Raw genomic sequence first — 16,589 nt, forward strand, 5'->3', positions numbered from 1 at the left:
CGGTGCCAATGGGGCCGGTTCGGGCCGAGGCGTGGGCGGGTGCGGTGGCTGGGCCGCGGTGGTCTGAGGTGCGCGGGGTGCAGCTGAGTCGGGGAGGTCTGAGCTGCGCCGGGTGCAGCTGGGCCGGGTGGCTGGGTGGCCGAGACTGCGGCTGGGCCGGGGTGGCCGAGGTGCGACTGGCCCGGGCCGGGCATGCGGATCGGGCCATGCGCGTGCATCGAGGCGCGCGACTCGGGGCGGGCCGGTGCGGGACGGGGCTGAGCGCCCGTCCCGGTTCGAGGCCGAGGCTTGTCGGCCGGCGCGCTCCGTGCGGTGGCAGGTGACGGGGGTCGACGTCCGCGGCTGTATGGGTCGCATCGGCCCGCGTCGCCGCGTGAGTTCGGCGGGCGCACGAGTGCGCCGAGCGTGAGATTTCCGCGGGTGCGTCGCAGACCGCGTCTCCACCCGGGGGTGGAGGCCGACGGTCGTCGGGGATCCACCCATGATCCACCCTCGCTCCGATCTGCCGACCTGCGGCTTTGCGTAGCGTCGAAGGCGTCGGCAGCGCTCGCTGCCGGCCGTGCTCCTTCTCGCTGCGGAGGCTCAGATGTCCGGGATCGTCGATGCGTTGGTGATCGTGGCCGTGATCGTCCTGGTGGTCGTCCGACAGTTCCGCGCCAGTCGCATCGACACCGGCAGACGGTGGTGGCTCCTGCCCGCGGCCCTGGCCGTCGTGGTGCTCCGCGACCCGCACATGGTGGACCGTCATCACCACACGGCATCGATCGCCCTGCTCGCCGCCGAATTGGTCACCGGTCTCGCCATCGGAGCGGGCTGGGCGTGGACCACCCGAATATGGGCGGAGCCGGACGGCGCGGTGTGGTGCAGGAGCACCAAGGCAAGCGGAGCGGTCTGGGGGGTCGGCATCGGACTGCGGGTCGGCCTCTTCGCTCTCGGTGCGGCGTTCGGCGTCCATCAGGACTCCTCCGCCCTGCTGCTCGCCCTGGCGGCCACACTTCTGGTCCGCTTCGGAGTTCTCGCCTGGCGGGCCCGTTGCCTGGGCCCGGCCGCCGTGTCCGCCACGGCGTACGGTGACCGCATGTCCCCGCCCGCATGGAAGGAGCGTGTGTGACGGAGAACGCCTGGACGCGCTGGCCCTCCCGGGAGGCACTCGGGCGGGGAGCAACCACGGCTCCTCGGCGCCTGCTCGGGTGGGTGGTCCGGGCCTTGGTGCTGGGCATGCTTCTGTGGGGCATCTTCACGAGCAGCCAGGTGCACGGCTGGGGGGCGCTCGGAGCCGCGGCGGCAGTGCTGCTGGCAGCGTTCGTCGCCTGGGCCCTCTATCGCACCACCCTCGCGCACCGACTCCGGCCTTCCCTGGCCCTCACCACCCTGCTCCTGGGGATCGCGGTGGCGGCCCAGAGCGCGGACTTCAGGGTTCCCGCCCTGGTTCTGTGGTGCGGGTGTGCCGTCACCGCGCTGGAGCGACTGCCCCTCGCGGCGGCACTGCCGGTCACGGCGGTCGCCCTCACGTCATACGCCGCGGTCAATGACGACGCCTGGCTGACGACCGCGGTCACGACAGCGGGGCTCGCCCTCGCCGGATACGTGTTGCGCCTGGACGCCGAGGCACGCGGCAGCGCGCAGCGGCTGCTCGCCCAGGAGCGTGCGGCGCGTGCGGCGGAGGCGGAGTCGGCGGCACTCGCGGAGCGGGCGCGTATCGCACGGGAGATCCATGACGTGCTGGCCCACAGCCTCTCGGCGCAGCTCGTGCACCTGGAGGCGGCCCGGCTGCTGATCGAGGGAGGCGCCGACCGGGAGCAGATCCTCGAGCGGGTGGTGGCGGCACGGGGAATGGCCCGCGACGGACTGGCCGAGACAAGGCAGGCGTTGTCGGCGCTGCGCGGCGAACTGACCCCGGTGGAAGAGTTCCTGACCCAGATCGTCGGTACGGCCGACGGTGCCGAGACCACCATTTCGGGTGAGCGCAGACCGCTGCCGGCCGAGGCGTCACAGGCCGTGCGCAGGGTCGCGCAGGAGGCCCTGACCAACGTCCGCAAGCATGCGCCCGGGGCGAAGGTGCAGGTGAGACTCGAGTACGGCGAGCACCAAGTGAAGCTCGTTGTGCGGGACTCGGGCGGTTCGCCCGGCGAACTCGCCGCGACCGGTGCCGGGTACGGTCTTCTGGGCATGCGGGAGCGTGCCGAGCTGCTGGGCGGCTCGCTGGACGCAGGGCCGGACAGGGAGGGGTTCGTGGTGACGTTGCAGGTGCCCGTATGACGGAGGGGGCCGGGGAGAGGGCCGCGCGGGTCGTGGTCGTGGACGACCAGACCGTGGTCCGTGAGGGCATCGTGATGTTGCTGGGGCTGCTGCCCGGCATCGAGGTCGTGGGAGCCGCGGGAGACGGGGACGAGGCGGTGAAACTCGTGGCCGAACTCGGCCCGGATGTGGTGCTGATGGATCTGCGCATGCCCCGCTGCGACGGGGTGGAGGCGACCCGTCGGATTCGGGCGGAACATCCCGGGACGCAGGTCGTGGTGCTCACGACGTACGCGGACGACGAGTCGCTGTTCCCGGCGCTGAGAGCGGGGGCGCGGGGATATCTGACCAAGGATGCGGGGGGTGACGAGATCGTGCGGGCCGTGCGGAGTGTGCTGTCCGGAGAGGCGGGGCTGTCGCCGAGCATCCAACGGCGGCTTCTGGAGCGGCTGTCCGAGCCCGAGCCGGCGTCGGCGGCGCCGACCGAGGTGCCGGACGGGCTCACCACGCGGGAGACCGAGGTGCTGGTGCTGATCGCCGAGGGGCTCAGCAATCAGGAGATCGCCCGCCGGTTGCACGTCTCCACGGCGACGGTGAAGACCCACATCAACAACCTCTTCGCCAAGACCGGACTGAAGGACCGAGCGCAGGCGGTGCGTTACGCGTACGGGAAGGGGCTTGTACGACCACCGACGGGGTGAGTCACCTGATGGGGTGAAGAGCGCGGGGAAGAAGAGTCGGAGATCTTCCCGTTCTGTCCATCCTTGGGCATGCAGTCAAGCAACGGTCGCCCCCGCGGAGGCGGCGGTGGTGCCGAGAGTTCGGTCGACAACCACGACGGTCATGATCCGGTGCTCGCCGAGGGGCCCGCACAGGTGAGGTACGACGACCCCTGGTACGACGCACTGGCCTCTGGCTGGGGCGAGTCGGGTGGGGCCGCGCCCGTGACCGCGGCGTCGTCGGCTTCGCGGGAGCACGAGGCGCCGGCTGTCGCCGCGGCCGAGGTGTATCTGGAAGTTCAGCGCAGCGCGGCCTTCCAGGAGGTGCGCAGTCGGTACCGGAGGTTCGTGGTGCCCGGGGTCGCCGTGTTCTTCACCTGGTACGTCGCCTATGTGGTGACCGCGACGACGGCGCCCGGGCTGATGGCACGCCCTGTGGCGGGCGCTGTGAACGTGGCGATGCTGGCGGGGCTGGGACAGTTCCTCACCACCTTCCTGTTCACCTGGGCGTACGCGCGGCACGCGCGGCTGCGCCGGGACCGGGCCGCGCTCGAACTGCGGTGGGACACCCAGGAACTGACGCGCGGCATCCGGGGCGGTGTGTCGTGACGGGGAACCATCAGACGCTGGCATTGCTTCTGTTCAGCGCCTTCGTCGCCGTGACACTGGGGATCACGACGTGGGTGAGCCGTCACCGCCACGGTTCGGCGGAGGAGTTCTATGCGGGCGGCCGGTTGTTCTCTCCGATGGAGAATGGTTTTGCCATCGCGGGCGACTACATGTCGGCCGCGTCCTTCCTCGGCATCTCCGGACTCATCGCCCTCTATGGCTACGACGGGCTGCTGTACTCGGTGGGCTTCCTGGTGGCCTGGCTCGTGGTGCTGTTCCTCGTCGCGGAACTCGTGCGCAACTGCGGGCGCTTCACGCTTGCCGACGTGGTTGCGGCGCGGATGACCGAGCGTCCCGTGCGGATCGCGGCGGGGACCTCCTCGGTCACCGTGTCCGTCCTGTATCTGGTGGCGCAGATGGTCGGAGCGGGCAGCCTGGTGGCGCTGCTGCTCGGGGGCACCAGCGGGGCGGCGCAGACCTGGACGGTCATCGGGGTCGGTGCCCTCATGGTGATCTATGTGTCGTTCGGAGGGATGCGGGCCACCACCTGGATCCAGATCGTCAAGGCGGTCCTGCTGCTCGGCGGCACCATCACGCTCACGGTGCTCGTCCTGGTGCGGTTCCATGGCGACTTCGACCGGCTTCTGCTCACGGCGGCGGAGCGCAGCGGTCACGGTGCATCGTTCCTGGCACCCGGCCTGAAGTACGGCGGGGACTGGACCGCCCGCCTCGACTTCATCAGTCTGGGACTCGCGCTGGTGCTCGGCACCGCCGGGCTGCCGCACATCCTGTCCCGCTTCTACACCGTGCCCACCGCGCGGGCCGCCCGGCGTTCGGTCGTGTGGTCGATCGGGCTCATCGGCGGCTTCTACCTGATGACGATCGTCCTGGGATTCGGCGCGGCGGCGATCGTGGGGCCGGACGCGGTGCGGGGATCGAACGCGGCCGGGAACACGGCGGTCCCACTGCTGGCACTCGACCTGGGCGGCGGCGCGGACTCCACCGGAGGAACGGTTCTATTCGCGACCGTCGCCGCCGTCGCCTTCGCCACGATCCTCGCCGTGGTCGCCGGGATCACGCTCGCCTCCTCCGCGTCCGTCGCCCATGACCTGTACGCCTCGCTGCGGCGCCGGAGGGCCAAGCCGCGCAGCGAGGTGGCCGTCGCCCGCGCCGCCGCCGTCGGTATCGGGGTGGCCGCGATCGCCCTCGGCCTGCTGGCGCGCGATCTCAATGTGGCCTTCCTCGTGGGGCTCGCCTTCGCCGTCGCCGCGTCCGCCAACCTGCCGGTGCTGCTCTACTCGCTGTTCTGGCGCGGCTTCACCACCCGCGGTGCCGTGTGGGCCGTCTATGGCGGGCTGATCCCGGCCGTCGTGCTCGTGCTGCTGTCGCCTGTGGTGTCGGGCAGCCCCGAATCACTGTTCCCCGGCGCCGACTTCCAGTACTTCCCCCTGCAGAACCCCGGCCTCGTCTCGATCCCCCTGGGCTTCGTCGCGGGCTGGCTCGGCACGGTCACCTCCGCGGAACTGCCCGACGAGGCCAAGCATGCGGAGACCGAGGTGCGGTCTCTGACGGGGGCGGGGGCCGTGTAGGGCGCGGCGCCTGCATCGTCGTACGGCATGGGCTTCAGCGGCGGAAGGACTGCTCGGCCCCAGGCTGACATCTCCGAGGCCCGCATCCGTATGTAGCGGCGGGCACGGTCCCTTCCCCCGTTCCCACGGCCGTGTCCTCAGGCGCGGGTCGCCCACACGTAACGGTGTTCCGGGCGGCCCGCGTCGCCGTACTTGAGGGTGAGTCTGGCCCGTCCCGTGCGTTCCAGGAGCTTCAGATAGCGCTGGGCGGTCTGGCGGCTCACTCCGGTGCGTTCGGCGATCTCCTGGGCGGACAGAGGGCCTTCCGCGTTCATGAGGGAGCGGCGGACGAGTTCCGCGGTGGTGGGGGAGTGGCCCTTGGGCAGTCCGGGCTCCGACGGTGCGGACAGGGCGCCGAAGATGCGGTCCACCTCGGCCTGCTCCGCCTCGCCGCCGCCGTCGAGGGTGCGGCGCAGGTGCGCGTACGCTTCCAGCTTGGCCCGCAGGCCGGCGAAGGCGAACGGCTTGACCAGGTACTGCAGCGCGCCCTGCCGCATCGCGGCCTGCACGGTCGAGACGTCCCGCGCCGCCGTCACCATGATCACGTCGCTCTGGTGGCCGCGCCGGCGCATCTCCTGGACGACGGTGAGACCCGTCTCGTCGGGCAGGTAGTGGTCCAGAAGGATCAGGTCCACGCGGGGCAGCGTCTCCAACTGGTGCAGCGCCTGAGCCGCACTGTGCGCCTCGCCGGCCACATGGAAGCCCGGCACTTTCTCCACGTAGGCGGCGTTGACCCGCGCGACCCGGATGTCGTCGTCCACGACCAGGACCTCGATCATCGTGATTCCTCCTCGGTGGCGGACTGCGGGGCTTGCGGCGCGGTGAGGGCCGGTTCCGGATCGGCCAGGGCGTCCGGCAGGACGACCGTGAACTCCGCGCCCCCGCCGCCCGCCTCGCCGACCGCGACGCTGCCACCTTGGCGCTCGGCGAGCCTGCGCACCAGGGAGAGTCCGATACCGCGGTTGCGGTGGGCCGGCGGCTTCTTCGTCGACCAGCCCTCCGTGAAGACCAACTCGCGGTGCTCCACCGGGACTCCGGGGCCGGTGTCCCGCACTCTGAGGACGGCGGTACACCCCTCCGCGCGCAGTTCGACCTCCACGCGCGCGTGCGGCGTGCCCGCGGCGGCGTCCAGCGCGTTGTCGACCAGGTTGCCGAGGATCGTGACCAGCCCACCGGGGTCGACCAGCCGGTCCGGCAGCCGGGTCCGGTCCGAGACCCACAGGGCGACACCGCGCTCGGCCGCGACGGTCGCCTTGCCCACCAGCAGGGCGGCGAGCAGGGGGTCCTGGATCTTCTCGGTGACCTGTTCGGCGGTGGCACGGTGGTCGCCGACGACCTCGCCGACGAACTCCACGGCGTCGTCGTACATCTCCAGTTCTAGCAGTCCCAGGAGCGTGTGCATGCGGTTGGCGTGCTCGTGGTCCTGGGCGCGCAGGGCATCGATGAGCCCCTGCGTGGAGTCGAGTTCCCGGCCGAGCTGCTCCAGTTCGGTGCGGTCGCGCAGGGTGGCGACGGCGCCGCCGTCGTCGGTGGGCATGCGGTTGGCGACCAGCACGCGCTGGCCGCGCACAGTGAGGAGGTCGGTGCCCGTCACCCGGCCCGCGAGGACGTCGGCCGTACGGCCCGCCCCGAGCGCCTCGTCGGGGGAGCGGCCGACGGACTCCTCCCCGATGCCGAGCAGCCGCTGCGCCTCGTCGTTGAGCAGGCGGACGCGGCCGGCGCGGTCCAGGGCGACGACGCCCTCCCGGATGCCGTGCAGCATGGCCTCGCGTTCCGCGAGCAGCCCCGAGATGTCCGAGAAGGCCAGGTCCCGGGTCTGCCGGTGGACCCGGCGGGAGATCAGCCAGGCGGCCAGTGCACCCACGGCCAGGGCACCACCGGCGTACGCGAACAGGCCCGGGATCGCGTGGATCAGCCGCGCCCGCACGCTGTCGTACGCGATGCCGACCGAGACCGCGCCGACGATGTCGCCGTCGCTGTCGCGCAGTGGCACCTTGCCGCGGGCTGAGCGACCCAGGGTGCCGCTGTCGATCTCCATGACCTCCTTGCCGGCGAGAGCCTGGCCGGGGTCGGTCGAGACGGTCCTGCCGACCTGGTCGGGGGTGGGGTGCGACCAGCGCACGCCCCGCCAGTCCATCACCACGACGTACTCGGCCCTGGTCGTCTCGCGGATCCGTTCCGCCGCCCTCTGGACCGGCCCGCCGGCCGTCGGAGGCGTGTTCTTGACCTCTTCCGCGATCCGCGGCTCGGCGGCGGTGGTCTGCGCGATCGCGAGGGCCCGGCGCATCGCCTGGTCGTCCAGCTGGTTGCTGAGGGGGGCGAGGAACAGTCCGGTCGCGAGCACCGCGACTCCCGCGGCGATCGCCAGCTGCATCAGCAGCACCTGCGAGAACACGCGCCGCGGCAGGCCGAGGCGCAGGCGTCGGGCGGGGGGAGTGCGGCTCATACCCATGACGGTACGTGGGTGTGCCTCAGCTGCCGCAGGGGATGTGGCATGGATTACTTGATCAATATGTGAGATGCCCGGACGGCTCGTTTCGTCGGAGAGGGCTCCGCAAGGACGAGTGAGCCCTCAGCTCGCGAGCGCCGTCGCCCCCGTCAGCTCGCGCACCGCCACCACGTCCATCAGCGCGGGCGAGCCGAGGACCGAGGCCCCGCAGCTTTCCGCGCGGGGCGGAAGGGACGCGCCCTGGGCCACGAGGACACGCCAGCGGCGGCCGTCGGCGTGCGCGACGGTCACCTCCCAGCGCGGCGCTGCGCCCTCCGTACGGACGACCGCGAGGGCGCTCGCCGCGTACTCGCCGATGGCCGTGCGCACGGCCAGCTCGGCCGCTTGGCCGGGCCGCTCCCACGCCGAGTTCCCGCGGCACCCCGCCACGACGATCCGCCCCTCCTGGGCGCTGTGCAGGATCTCCTTCACGGCATGGGCCTGCGCCCGGCCGTAGGCGTATCCGTACGGCAGGACGAGCAGCGTCGGCGAGAAGCGATGACCACCCAGATGGGTGACCTCCCAGGTGCCCTCGACGCCGGACGCGGCCAGCTCGGCGGCGAGCGGGCGCCCCAGGAGGGCGCAGCAGCGGTCGCGCTTGCCGTTGGTGCAGACGAGCGCGAGCGGGTCGCCGGTGTGGGGACGCCCGTCGAGCGCCGCGTCGAAGCTGCTGTGGTCGCCCCTGCCGAGCGCGGCGAAGTCGAGGTCGAGCAGCCGGCGCGGATCGCAGGTGGTGGCGGAGCGCAGCCACGCGTTCCCTGGCAGGGTGTGCGCGGCATACACGTGACGTGCGGTGGGTGTGCCGCTGTCGGCGTGGCGTCCGGGGCGGCGGATCAGCGCGACGCGTACGTCCGTGCCCTGCGCGGCGGCCTCCAGGGCGCGGCCTAGCGCGGGGTCCAGGTGGCTCGAAGTGAGCGCCTTGGCACCCCAGGGGCCGGGCTGTTCCAGCAGCAGCCAGGTCCTCGCCGTGGCCGCGGTCCCGGAGATGGGCTCGTCGAGCTCCTGGGACGCGGTTGAACACGTACTCACGCAGGTGAGCCTAACCTGACTTGAGGCAGGCGACTTCCGGACGGGCCTGTGTCCTACTCCGGGCAGGGCTGCGGCGGCCTCGGGCCGACGTAGTGACCGCTCGGGCGCATGCGCAGGGGGCGTTCCCCGTACTCCTCCAGGGCGTGGGCGATCCAGCCCGCCGTACGGGCCACGGCGAAGATCGTCTCGCCCGCCGCGGCCGGCATGCCCGAGGAGGCGGTGAGGACGGCGAGGGCCAGGTCGATGTTGGCGTGCAGCGGAGCGTGGCGGGCGGTGGTGGCCACGATGTCGCGGGCCGCGGCGAGGGCGGGCTCGGCCTTGGGGATCTGCTCCAGGAGGTCGAACAGGGCACGCGCGCGTGGGTCCTCGCCGGGGTAGAGGCGATGGCCGAGCCCCGGGATGCGGCGGCCGGCCCGCAGTTCGTCCGCGATCACGGGGGCCGCGCTGCCCTGGTCGAGCACGTCGAGCAGCAGCCTGTGGGCGAGCCCGCTGGCCGCGCCGTGCAAAGGGCCCTCGATCACGCCGAGCCCGGCGGAGACGGCCGCGTAGGCGTGTGCGCGGGCCGACGCGGCGACGCGCACGGCGAGGGTCGAGGCGGCGAGGTCGTGGTCGACGAGCAGGGCGAGCGCGGTGTCGAGGGCGCGTAGCGAGGCCTCGTCGGCGGACCGGCCGCTGAGTCGCGTCCACAGGCGGTGGGCGAGGGGGCCGCCGTCGCGCGGGCCGTGGAGGACCGGCGGCAGGGCGGCGACCAATGTGGGGATGAGAACGCGCGCGGTGCCGAGCACGGCCTCCTCGGAGAGGTCGAAGCGCAGCGGATCCGCGGTCGAGGCGGCGATCGCCGCGACCCGCAACCGGTCGGTGGGAGCGGCGTGTTCGGGCAGCGCGGCCACGGCACGGCGGGCCACGGCGACGGCGGCCTCGGGAGCCGTGAAGGTGGCGCCGGGCCGCATCCGACCGGTCCACAGCCACTCGGCGACCTCTTCGTAGGAGTGCCGGGCGGCCAGTTCGGTCGCGTCGACGCCCCGGAAGTAGTAGCGATCAGTGTCGATCAACGTGATGCGCGTCCGTACGGACAGCTCGCCTCCGGAGCTCGGACTGCCGCCGCTTTCCCGCCTGTTGCGCCGGGCGAGCGCCTCCACCTCCTTGGCGTCGAAGGTGCTGCCCCGGCCGCCGTGGACGCGGCGACTGGTGAGCTGGCCGCGACTGACGTAGGCGTACACGGTCTCGGGCTTCACGCCCAGCAGCTCAGCGGCCTCCTTGGTGCTCAGCCGCTGTCCGGCGGGGCCGGGGAGGGGTTCTTGATCGCGCATAGGAGGTCACCGTATCCGGAGCCGGTCTGTTGATCGCATGTTGATTCACTTGTATTGATTCAATCAACATTGACAGGAAATCAGTCAATCATAGACAGTCGAATCAAGTCGAGGGAGGAATCATGTCCGTCAACAGGTCCGCAGGCACTCTGGTCGACGTACCGCGAGGACTCGCGGGCGTCGTGGTCACCAACACCGAGGTCGGGGACGTGCGGGGGTTCGAGGGCTTCTACCACTACCGCCAGTACTCGGCCGTCGAACTCGCGCATAACCGCAGCTTCGAGGACGTCTGGCATCTGCTGGTCCACGGCGAACTCCCGGACGCCGAACGCGGCGCCGCCTTCGCCGCCGAGACCGCCGCACTGCGGCGGCTGCCCGGCCGGGTGCGGGCGGCGCTGCCCGCCATCGCCGCAGCCGGCGCGGGCTCCGGTCCCCTCGCCGGCATGCGCACCGCGCTGTCGCTGCTCGGCGCGGCGAAGGGCTTCCGTCCCGTGTACGACCTCGATGCGGACCGGCGCCGCCAGGACGCCATTGTCGCGGCGGCGGCCGTACCGACGCTGCTGACCGCGCTGCACCGGCTGGGAGCGGGGCTCGACCCCGTGGAGCCTCGCGACGACCTGTCCTACGCGGCGAACTACCTCTACATGCTGACGGGTTCGGAGCCGGAGCGGGAGACGGCCCGGGCAGTCGAGCAGTACTTGATTTCCACCATTGATCACGGATTCAATGCGTCAACCTTCACGGCCCGCGTCATCGCGTCGACCGGTGCCGACGTGGCGGCGTGTCTCGTGGGCGCGGTGGGGGCGTTGTCCGGCCCGTTGCACGGAGGTGCGCCCAGCCGTGCGCTGGACACCCTGGATGCGATCGGCACTCCCGACCGCATCGACTCCTGGATTCGCGAGCGGGTGCTGGCCGGTGACCGCATCATGGGCTTCGGCCATGCGATCTACCGCACGGAGGATCCCCGTTCCCGGATGCTCCGTGAGGTCGCCCAGCGGTTCGGCGGTCCGCGCGTCGACTTCGCCGTCGAGGTCGAACGCCACGTCGAGCGGATCCTCGCCGAACTGAAGCCGGGCCGGGAACTGCACACCAACGTCGAGTTCTACGCGGGCGTGGTCATGGAACTGTGCGGCCTGCCACGCGAGATGTTCACGCCGACGTTCGCGGCTGCCCGGGTGGTGGGCTGGAGCGCGAACATCCTGGAACAGGCGGCGGACTCGAAGATCATCAGGCCGGTGGCGCGGTATGTGGGGCCGGAGGCTCCGGCGGCGGTGCCCGCCTGAAAACACCGGGGGTCCGGCACCGATGCGGTGCCGGACCCGGGAGTTGTGCTCAGGCGTCAGGAATGTCCGCCTTGGCGCGGATCAGTGTTTCGCGGGTGATGACCACGATGCGCTCGTAGTCCGCGCGCGAGGCGTCGGAGGGGAGGTCGGGGTCGAGGGAATCCGTGGCGTCCCTGCCGATGACGGCGAAACTTCCGTCGGCCAATTCGAAGATGTCCGGGCAGTTGCCTCCCCCTGTGCTCCCCCTGTCGCATGGAGGTACACCGATCCGACGGATGATCTGACTCACTGTTGATTCCCTCTGGTCCACGGCTGAAGAACGTGTGCACACGACGGCTGCGGCGTACGAAAGCAGCCTTGTGGGGTGCACTCGTCTTCCGGCGGCGTGAGTGACGCTTGTGGGGTCGCTCACGCGATCAGGCGTGAGTCTCCCAGTGGCGTGTGGGTCAACTGGAGATTTGACCTGTTCGTTATGGCCCGTGCGTGTGATTTCTTCGGCCCGACGCCGCTACTCACCGGGCGGCTCACCGACCACCCACCATTCGTCGACGTCCGCCTCGTCCAATTGACGTAGCAGGTCGTCGACCATGCGCCCCAGTTCGGCCTCGTCCGAGCCCTCGGGGAGTGTGGCCCGTTGGCCTCGCGTCGCGAACCAGTACTCCCTGACGACGGGGTTCTGCAACAGACCCCGCACCCGCCCGAAGAACTCGTCACGGCTGAGATTGCCGATCCGGTAGTAGAAGTACAGGTTCGTGTAGAGCGCGTTGGCGAAGAGGTACTGCCGTCGTTTCTGCTGCGACGCGGGCGCCTCGAAGATGTCCAGCACCTCGGCCAGTTCCGGGCTGTCGATCGCCTTGCTCAGCAGCTCCCAGTGCAGGTGCTGCTGGTTGGCCAGGTTGGTGTGAAGCTGGCTGTGGGCCACCTGTTCCTCCAGGTGGTCGAGCCGAACGCGCAGCGATTGGAGCGTGCGGTGTTGTGCGGCCAGGGCGGCGAGAGCTCCCGTAACCAAGCCCAGGCCTACTGCCAGGGGGGTAGGGAACCCCCGGGTTCCACGCTTCCGTGTGGCCATGTCAACCCCCGAATCAGGCGGCCGTCCGCCGGTCGTCGGAGTGCGGGTCGACTGGAGGGGACCGGCGAGCGGAGGGCGGCGCTTGCCGCCTCCCAGAATGCCGAGCGGCTCTGATCGGCGGGGAGGCGGAGAGGAGGCGCACGGAGGGAAGCGAGGGTCGCACAGTCCAGCGCCTTCCCCAACGTCTGCCCCGCAAGAGCTGCTAACAATCGTTCACTTCGGGGGGATTCTTCCGGCTCGTATCCTGGGTCGGCATTCAATCCTCGTACGTGCGCCGGGCCGCGAGCCGGTGCGCGCTTTGGTGAGAGAAGGGTCGCACGTTGAGCCAGCCGAGCCCGCAGACGAACGCAGGCGCGCATCCGAGTCCGAGCCCGCAGGCGAGCCCGGGGGCGCGTCAGATCCCGGTCGTCGTGCTTGCCGGATTCCTCGGCTCGGGCAAGACCACCCTGCTCAACCACCTCCTCCACCGCAGCGGAGGCAGCCGGATCGGCGCCGTCGTCAACGACTTCGGGGCCATCGAGATCGACGCGATGGCCGTCGCCGGAGCCCTCGGCGACTCCACGGTCTCCCTCGGCAACGGGTGTCTGTGCTGCGCCGTCGACGCCAGTGAGCTGGACGAATACCTGGAGCGGCTCGCGCGGCCCTCGCTCGGCATCGACGTCATCGTGATCGAGGCCAGCGGCCTCGCCGAACCCCAGGAACTCGTGCGCATGGTGCTCGCCAGTGAGCATCCGGGGATCGTCTACGGCGGGCTGGTCGAGGTCGTGGACGCCGCCGAGTTCGACGACACCCGCGCGCGGCATCCCGAGATCGACCGGCACCTCGGCCTCGCCGACCTCGTCGTCGTCAACAAGCTCGACCGGGCCGCCGACGGCGAGCGGGTCCTCGGGCTGGTCCGGTCCCTCGTCCACCGGGCCGCCGTTGTGCCCGCCCACTACGGCCGCATCGACCCCGAGTTCCTCTTCGACTGCCGGCCCGGTGAGGAGCGCCTCGGCCAGTTGTCCTTCGACGACCTGCACGATCACACCGAGCCGGACAGTCACGGCCAGCACCTGCACAACGGCTACGACAGTGTGGCCTTCGCCAGCGAAGTGCCCCTCGACCCGCGTCGGTTGATGCAGTTCCTCGACAGCAGGCCCGAGGGGCTGTACCGGATCAAGGGCTACGTCGACTTCGGGCCGAACGACTTCGCGAACCGTTACGGCGTGCATGCCGTCGGGCGGTTCCTGCGCTTCTACCCGGAGCCCTGGGCGCCCGCAGACGCTCGCCTCACCCAGCTCGTGCTCATCGGCTCCGGCATCGACGCGCCCGCTCTCGGCAAGGAGCTGGAGGCGTGCAAGAGCGACGCCCCACACGCCGACGAGCACGGCATGTGGGGCGTTCTGCGCTACGTACGGGAGCCGGAGGAAGAGACCCCGGACGGGGCCTAGACCGGTCCTGCCACCACCGACACCGTCTTGGGCAGGGACACGCCCGAACCGTCACGGCGCGGGTCCATCTCCGGGAGGTCGGCCGGGGTGCCGTTCTTCTGGGCCGCCTTCGCCGGGACGGGGCCCGCCCATGCCAGGGACAGGCAGTCCTCGCCCTTCAGGAAACGCTGACAGCGGACGCCGCCGGTGGCGCGGCCCTTGCGCGGGTACTGGTCGAACGGGGTCAGCTTGGCCGTCGTCTGGACGGAGTCGTCCAGCGTGCCCCGTGAGCCCGCGACAGTGAACACCACCGCTTCCGCTGCGGGGTCAACGGCCGTGAAGGAGATCACCTTCGCGCCCTCGGTGAGCTTGATGCCCGTCATGCCACCGGCCGGGCGGCCCTGGGGGCGGACCTGGGATGCCTGGTACCGCAGCAGCTGCGCGTCGTCCGTGATGAAGACCAGGTCCTCCTCGCCGGTGCGCAACTCCACCGCGCCGACGATCCGGTCGCCCTCCTTGAGTGTGATGACCTCCAGCTCGCCCCTGTTGGTCGGATAGTCCGGGACCACGCGCTTGACGACGCCCTGGGCGGTGCCGATCGCCAGACCGGGGGAGGACTCGTCGAGCGTGGTCAGACAGACCACCGTCTCCTCGCCCTCCAGAGGAACGAACTCCGCGACCGGGGCGCCACCCGAGAGGTTCGGTGCGGACGCGGTGTCCGGGAGCTGCGGCAGGTCGACGACGTTCACCCGGAGCAGGCGTCCGGTGGACGTGACCACGCCCACCTCACCGCGCGCGGTGGCCGGCACCGCCGAGACGATCACGTCGTGCTTGGTGCGCCGGGCGTCGGCGTCCTCCGGGAACGGCTCGCCGTTCGCCGTGCGGGCCAGCAGGGCCGTGGAGGACAGGAGCACGCGGCAGGGATCGTCGGCCACCTGGAGCGGCACGGCGGCCGCCGGGGCACCCGCCGACTCCAGCAGGACCGTACGCCGCTCGGTGCCGAACTTCTTCGACACCGCGGCCAGTTCGGCGGAGACCAGCTTGCGCAGCTCGGAGTCCGAGTCGAGGATCCGGGTCAGCTCCGCGATCTCCGCGTTCAGCCGCTCCTTCTCCGACTCCAGCTCGATGCGGTCGAACCTGGTGAGGCGGCGCAGCGGCGTGTCCAGGATGTACTGCGTCTGGATCTCGCTCAGCGAGAAGCGCTCCATGAGGCGCTGCTTGGCCTGCGCGGAGTTGTCGCTGGAGCGGATGAGGCGGATGACCTCGTCGATGTCGATCAGCGCGGTGAGCAGGCCCTCGACCAGGTGCAGACGGTCGCGCTTCTTGGTGCGGCGGAACTCGCTGCGGCGGCGCACGACCTCGAAGCGGTGGTCGAGGTAGACCTCCAGGAGCTCCTTGAGGCCGAGGGTGAGGGGCTGGCCGTCCACCAGCGCCACATTGTTGACGCCGAAGGACTCCTCCATGGGCGTCAGCTTGTAGAGCTGCTCCAGGACCGCCTCCGGCACGAAGCCGTTCTTGATCTCGATGACCAGGCGCAGGCCGTGCGCGCGGTCGGTGAGGTCCTTGACGTCGGCGATGCCCTGGAGCTTCTTCGAGCCGACCAGGTCCTTGATCTTGGCGATGACCTTCTCGGGACCGACCGTGAAGGGCAGTTCGGTGACGATCAGGCCCTTGCGGCGGGCCGTCACGTTGTCCACGGCCACCGTGGCGCGGATCTTGAAGGTGCCGCGGCCCGTCTCGTACGCGTCCCGGATGCCGGAGAGGCCGACGATCCGGCCGCCGGTGGGCAGGTCGGGGCCCGGGACGTGTCGCATCAGGGCCTCGAGGTCCGCGTTCGGATAGCGGATCAGGTGGCGGGCGGCCGCGATGACCTCGGCCAGGTTGTGCGGCGGCATGTTCGTGGCCATGCCGACCGCGATGCCCGAGGCGCCGTTCACCAGGAGGTTCGGGAAGGCGGCGGGCAGGGCCACCGGCTCCTGCTCCTGGCCGTCGTAGTTGGGGTTGAAGTCGACCGTGTCCTCGTCGATCGACTCGGTCATCAGGCTCGTCGCCTCGGCCTGGCGGCACTCGGTGTACCGCATGGCCGCCGGCGGGTCGTCATTGCCGAGCGAGCCGAAGTTGCCGTGGCCGTCGACCAGCGGGACGCGCATCGAGAAGGGCTGGGCCATGCGCACCAGGGCGTCGTAGATCGACGCGTCACCGTGCGGGTGCAGCTTGCCCATGACCTCGCCGACGACACGGGCGCACTTCACATAGCCGCGGTCGGGGCGCAGGCCCATCTCGTTCATCTGGTAGACGATGCGGCGGTGCACCGGCTTGAGGCCGTCACGGGCGTCCGGCAGGGCGCGGGAGTAGATGACCGAGTACGCGTACTCGAGGAAGGAGCCCTGCATCTCGTCGACGACGTCGATGTCGAGGATCTTCTCCTCGTACGAGTCGTCGGGCGGCGGGGTCTTCGTGCTGCGGCGGGCCATCGCTGCCGGCTCCTCCTGTTTCTGGTAGTTCGCCTGGGGGCGCTGGGTCGGTGTCGAGGGGCCCGGCCGTGCTCAGCCCTGCGGGCCTGTGCGCGCTTTACCTCTCGACATCGACGCGTCCCTTCGGCTCACTCGTGCTGAAGCGTGAACGGGATCTGACGCGACCATTGTGGACCGCGGCACTGACAGCGCGGGCCGGGGCCCACTGCCGGCCGCCCGGCCCAGGAGGGGCGGGCGCCTGACCGCGATTGCCCGCAGGCTACGCGATCTCGCTGACGGCGTACGTCGTCCGGGAACTTCGCCGACTGTCCGCACGCTTGCATACAGTGGCAG

14 protein-coding genes are annotated in these 16,589 nt (G+C 70.9%); 7 read left to right on the forward strand and 7 right to left on the reverse strand.

The window, feature by feature from the left end:
- Positions 1 to 586 precede the first annotated feature (586 nt).
- From ACWBNA_RS40190 to ACWBNA_RS40210, 5 genes are all read left to right on the forward strand, one after another.
- Positions 587 to 1,111 carry a DUF1453 domain-containing protein gene (locus ACWBNA_RS40190; protein WP_482709505.1) on the forward strand — a complete coding sequence of 175 codons (525 nt, stop codon included), beginning with the start codon at positions 587 to 589 and terminating at the stop codon, positions 1,109 to 1,111.
- Positions 1,108 to 2,259, forward strand: a complete 1,152-nt coding sequence (locus ACWBNA_RS40195) for a sensor histidine kinase (RefSeq protein WP_482709506.1) — start codon at positions 1,108 to 1,110, stop codon at positions 2,257 to 2,259. The genes ACWBNA_RS40190 and ACWBNA_RS40195 overlap by 4 nt, the downstream gene beginning before the upstream one ends.
- Positions 2,256 to 2,939, forward strand: a complete 684-nt coding sequence (locus ACWBNA_RS40200) for a response regulator (protein WP_482709507.1) — start codon at positions 2,256 to 2,258, stop codon at positions 2,937 to 2,939. Before ACWBNA_RS40195 ends, ACWBNA_RS40200 begins: the two co-directional genes overlap by 4 nt.
- 69 nt (positions 2,940 to 3,008) lie before the next feature.
- Positions 3,009 to 3,566: a DUF485 domain-containing protein gene (locus ACWBNA_RS40205; RefSeq protein WP_482709508.1), complete on the forward strand. Its 558-nt coding sequence runs from the start codon at positions 3,009 to 3,011 to the stop codon at positions 3,564 to 3,566.
- On the forward strand, positions 3,563 to 5,155 hold the full coding sequence (locus ACWBNA_RS40210) for a solute symporter family protein (protein ID WP_482709509.1): 1,593 nt from the start codon (positions 3,563 to 3,565) through the stop codon (positions 5,153 to 5,155). Before ACWBNA_RS40205 ends, ACWBNA_RS40210 begins: the two co-directional genes overlap by 4 nt.
- A gap of 137 nt (positions 5,156 to 5,292) precedes the next feature.
- Here the strand turns inward: ACWBNA_RS40210 and ACWBNA_RS40215 are convergent, their stop codons facing one another.
- From ACWBNA_RS40215 to ACWBNA_RS40230, 4 genes are all read right to left on the reverse strand, one after another.
- Positions 5,293 to 5,973 (reverse strand): response regulator, encoded by a 681-nt coding sequence (locus ACWBNA_RS40215; protein ID WP_482709510.1) that lies wholly within the window; start codon positions 5,971 to 5,973, stop codon positions 5,293 to 5,295.
- Positions 5,970 to 7,640, reverse strand: a complete 1,671-nt coding sequence (locus ACWBNA_RS40220; protein ID WP_482709511.1) for an ATP-binding protein — start codon at positions 7,638 to 7,640, stop codon at positions 5,970 to 5,972. Before ACWBNA_RS40220 ends, ACWBNA_RS40215 begins: the two co-directional genes overlap by 4 nt.
- 126 nt (positions 7,641 to 7,766) lie before the next feature.
- Positions 7,767 to 8,711, reverse strand: a complete 945-nt coding sequence (locus tag ACWBNA_RS40225; RefSeq protein ID WP_482709512.1) for a sucrase ferredoxin — start codon at positions 8,709 to 8,711, stop codon at positions 7,767 to 7,769.
- A 53-nt stretch (positions 8,712 to 8,764) separates the two neighbouring features.
- Complete coding sequence (locus ACWBNA_RS40230; RefSeq protein ID WP_482709513.1) at positions 8,765 to 10,021, reverse strand: citrate synthase; 1,257 nt, start codon at positions 10,019 to 10,021, stop codon at positions 8,765 to 8,767.
- Between the two features lie 122 nt (positions 10,022 to 10,143).
- On the opposite strand from ACWBNA_RS40230, the gene ACWBNA_RS40235 reads away from it, so the two are divergent.
- The gene (locus tag ACWBNA_RS40235; protein ID WP_482709514.1) at positions 10,144 to 11,304 is read left to right on the forward strand and encodes a citrate synthase/methylcitrate synthase; all 1,161 of its coding nucleotides are present in this window, start codon (positions 10,144 to 10,146) and stop codon (positions 11,302 to 11,304) included.
- Positions 11,305 to 11,353: 49 nt separating this feature from the next.
- Here ACWBNA_RS40235 and ACWBNA_RS40240 read toward each other — a convergent pair whose 3' ends face one another.
- Together ACWBNA_RS40240 and ACWBNA_RS40245 are read right to left on the reverse strand one after the other, a co-directional pair.
- Positions 11,354 to 11,593, reverse strand: a complete 240-nt coding sequence (locus ACWBNA_RS40240; RefSeq protein ID WP_482709515.1) for a hypothetical protein — start codon at positions 11,591 to 11,593, stop codon at positions 11,354 to 11,356.
- Between the two features lie 219 nt (positions 11,594 to 11,812).
- Entirely contained in the window at positions 11,813 to 12,313 is a 501-nt protein-coding gene (locus tag ACWBNA_RS40245) for a DUF6082 family protein (RefSeq protein WP_482709516.1), read from the reverse strand.
- Between the two features lie 458 nt (positions 12,314 to 12,771).
- Here ACWBNA_RS40245 and ACWBNA_RS40250 point away from each other — a divergent pair, with 458 nt between their 5' ends.
- On the forward strand, positions 12,772 to 13,803 hold the full coding sequence (locus tag ACWBNA_RS40250; RefSeq protein WP_482709551.1) for a CobW family GTP-binding protein: 1,032 nt from the start codon (positions 12,772 to 12,774) through the stop codon (positions 13,801 to 13,803).
- Here the strand turns inward: ACWBNA_RS40250 and ACWBNA_RS40255 are convergent.
- Positions 13,800 to 16,256, reverse strand: coding sequence for a DNA gyrase/topoisomerase IV subunit A (locus ACWBNA_RS40255; RefSeq protein ID WP_482709517.1), 2,457 nt, complete (start codon positions 16,254 to 16,256; stop codon positions 13,800 to 13,802). The genes ACWBNA_RS40250 and ACWBNA_RS40255 overlap by 4 nt on opposite strands.
- Positions 16,257 to 16,589 lie beyond the last annotated feature (333 nt).

Source organism: Streptomyces sp. Q2, assembly GCF_056820935.1.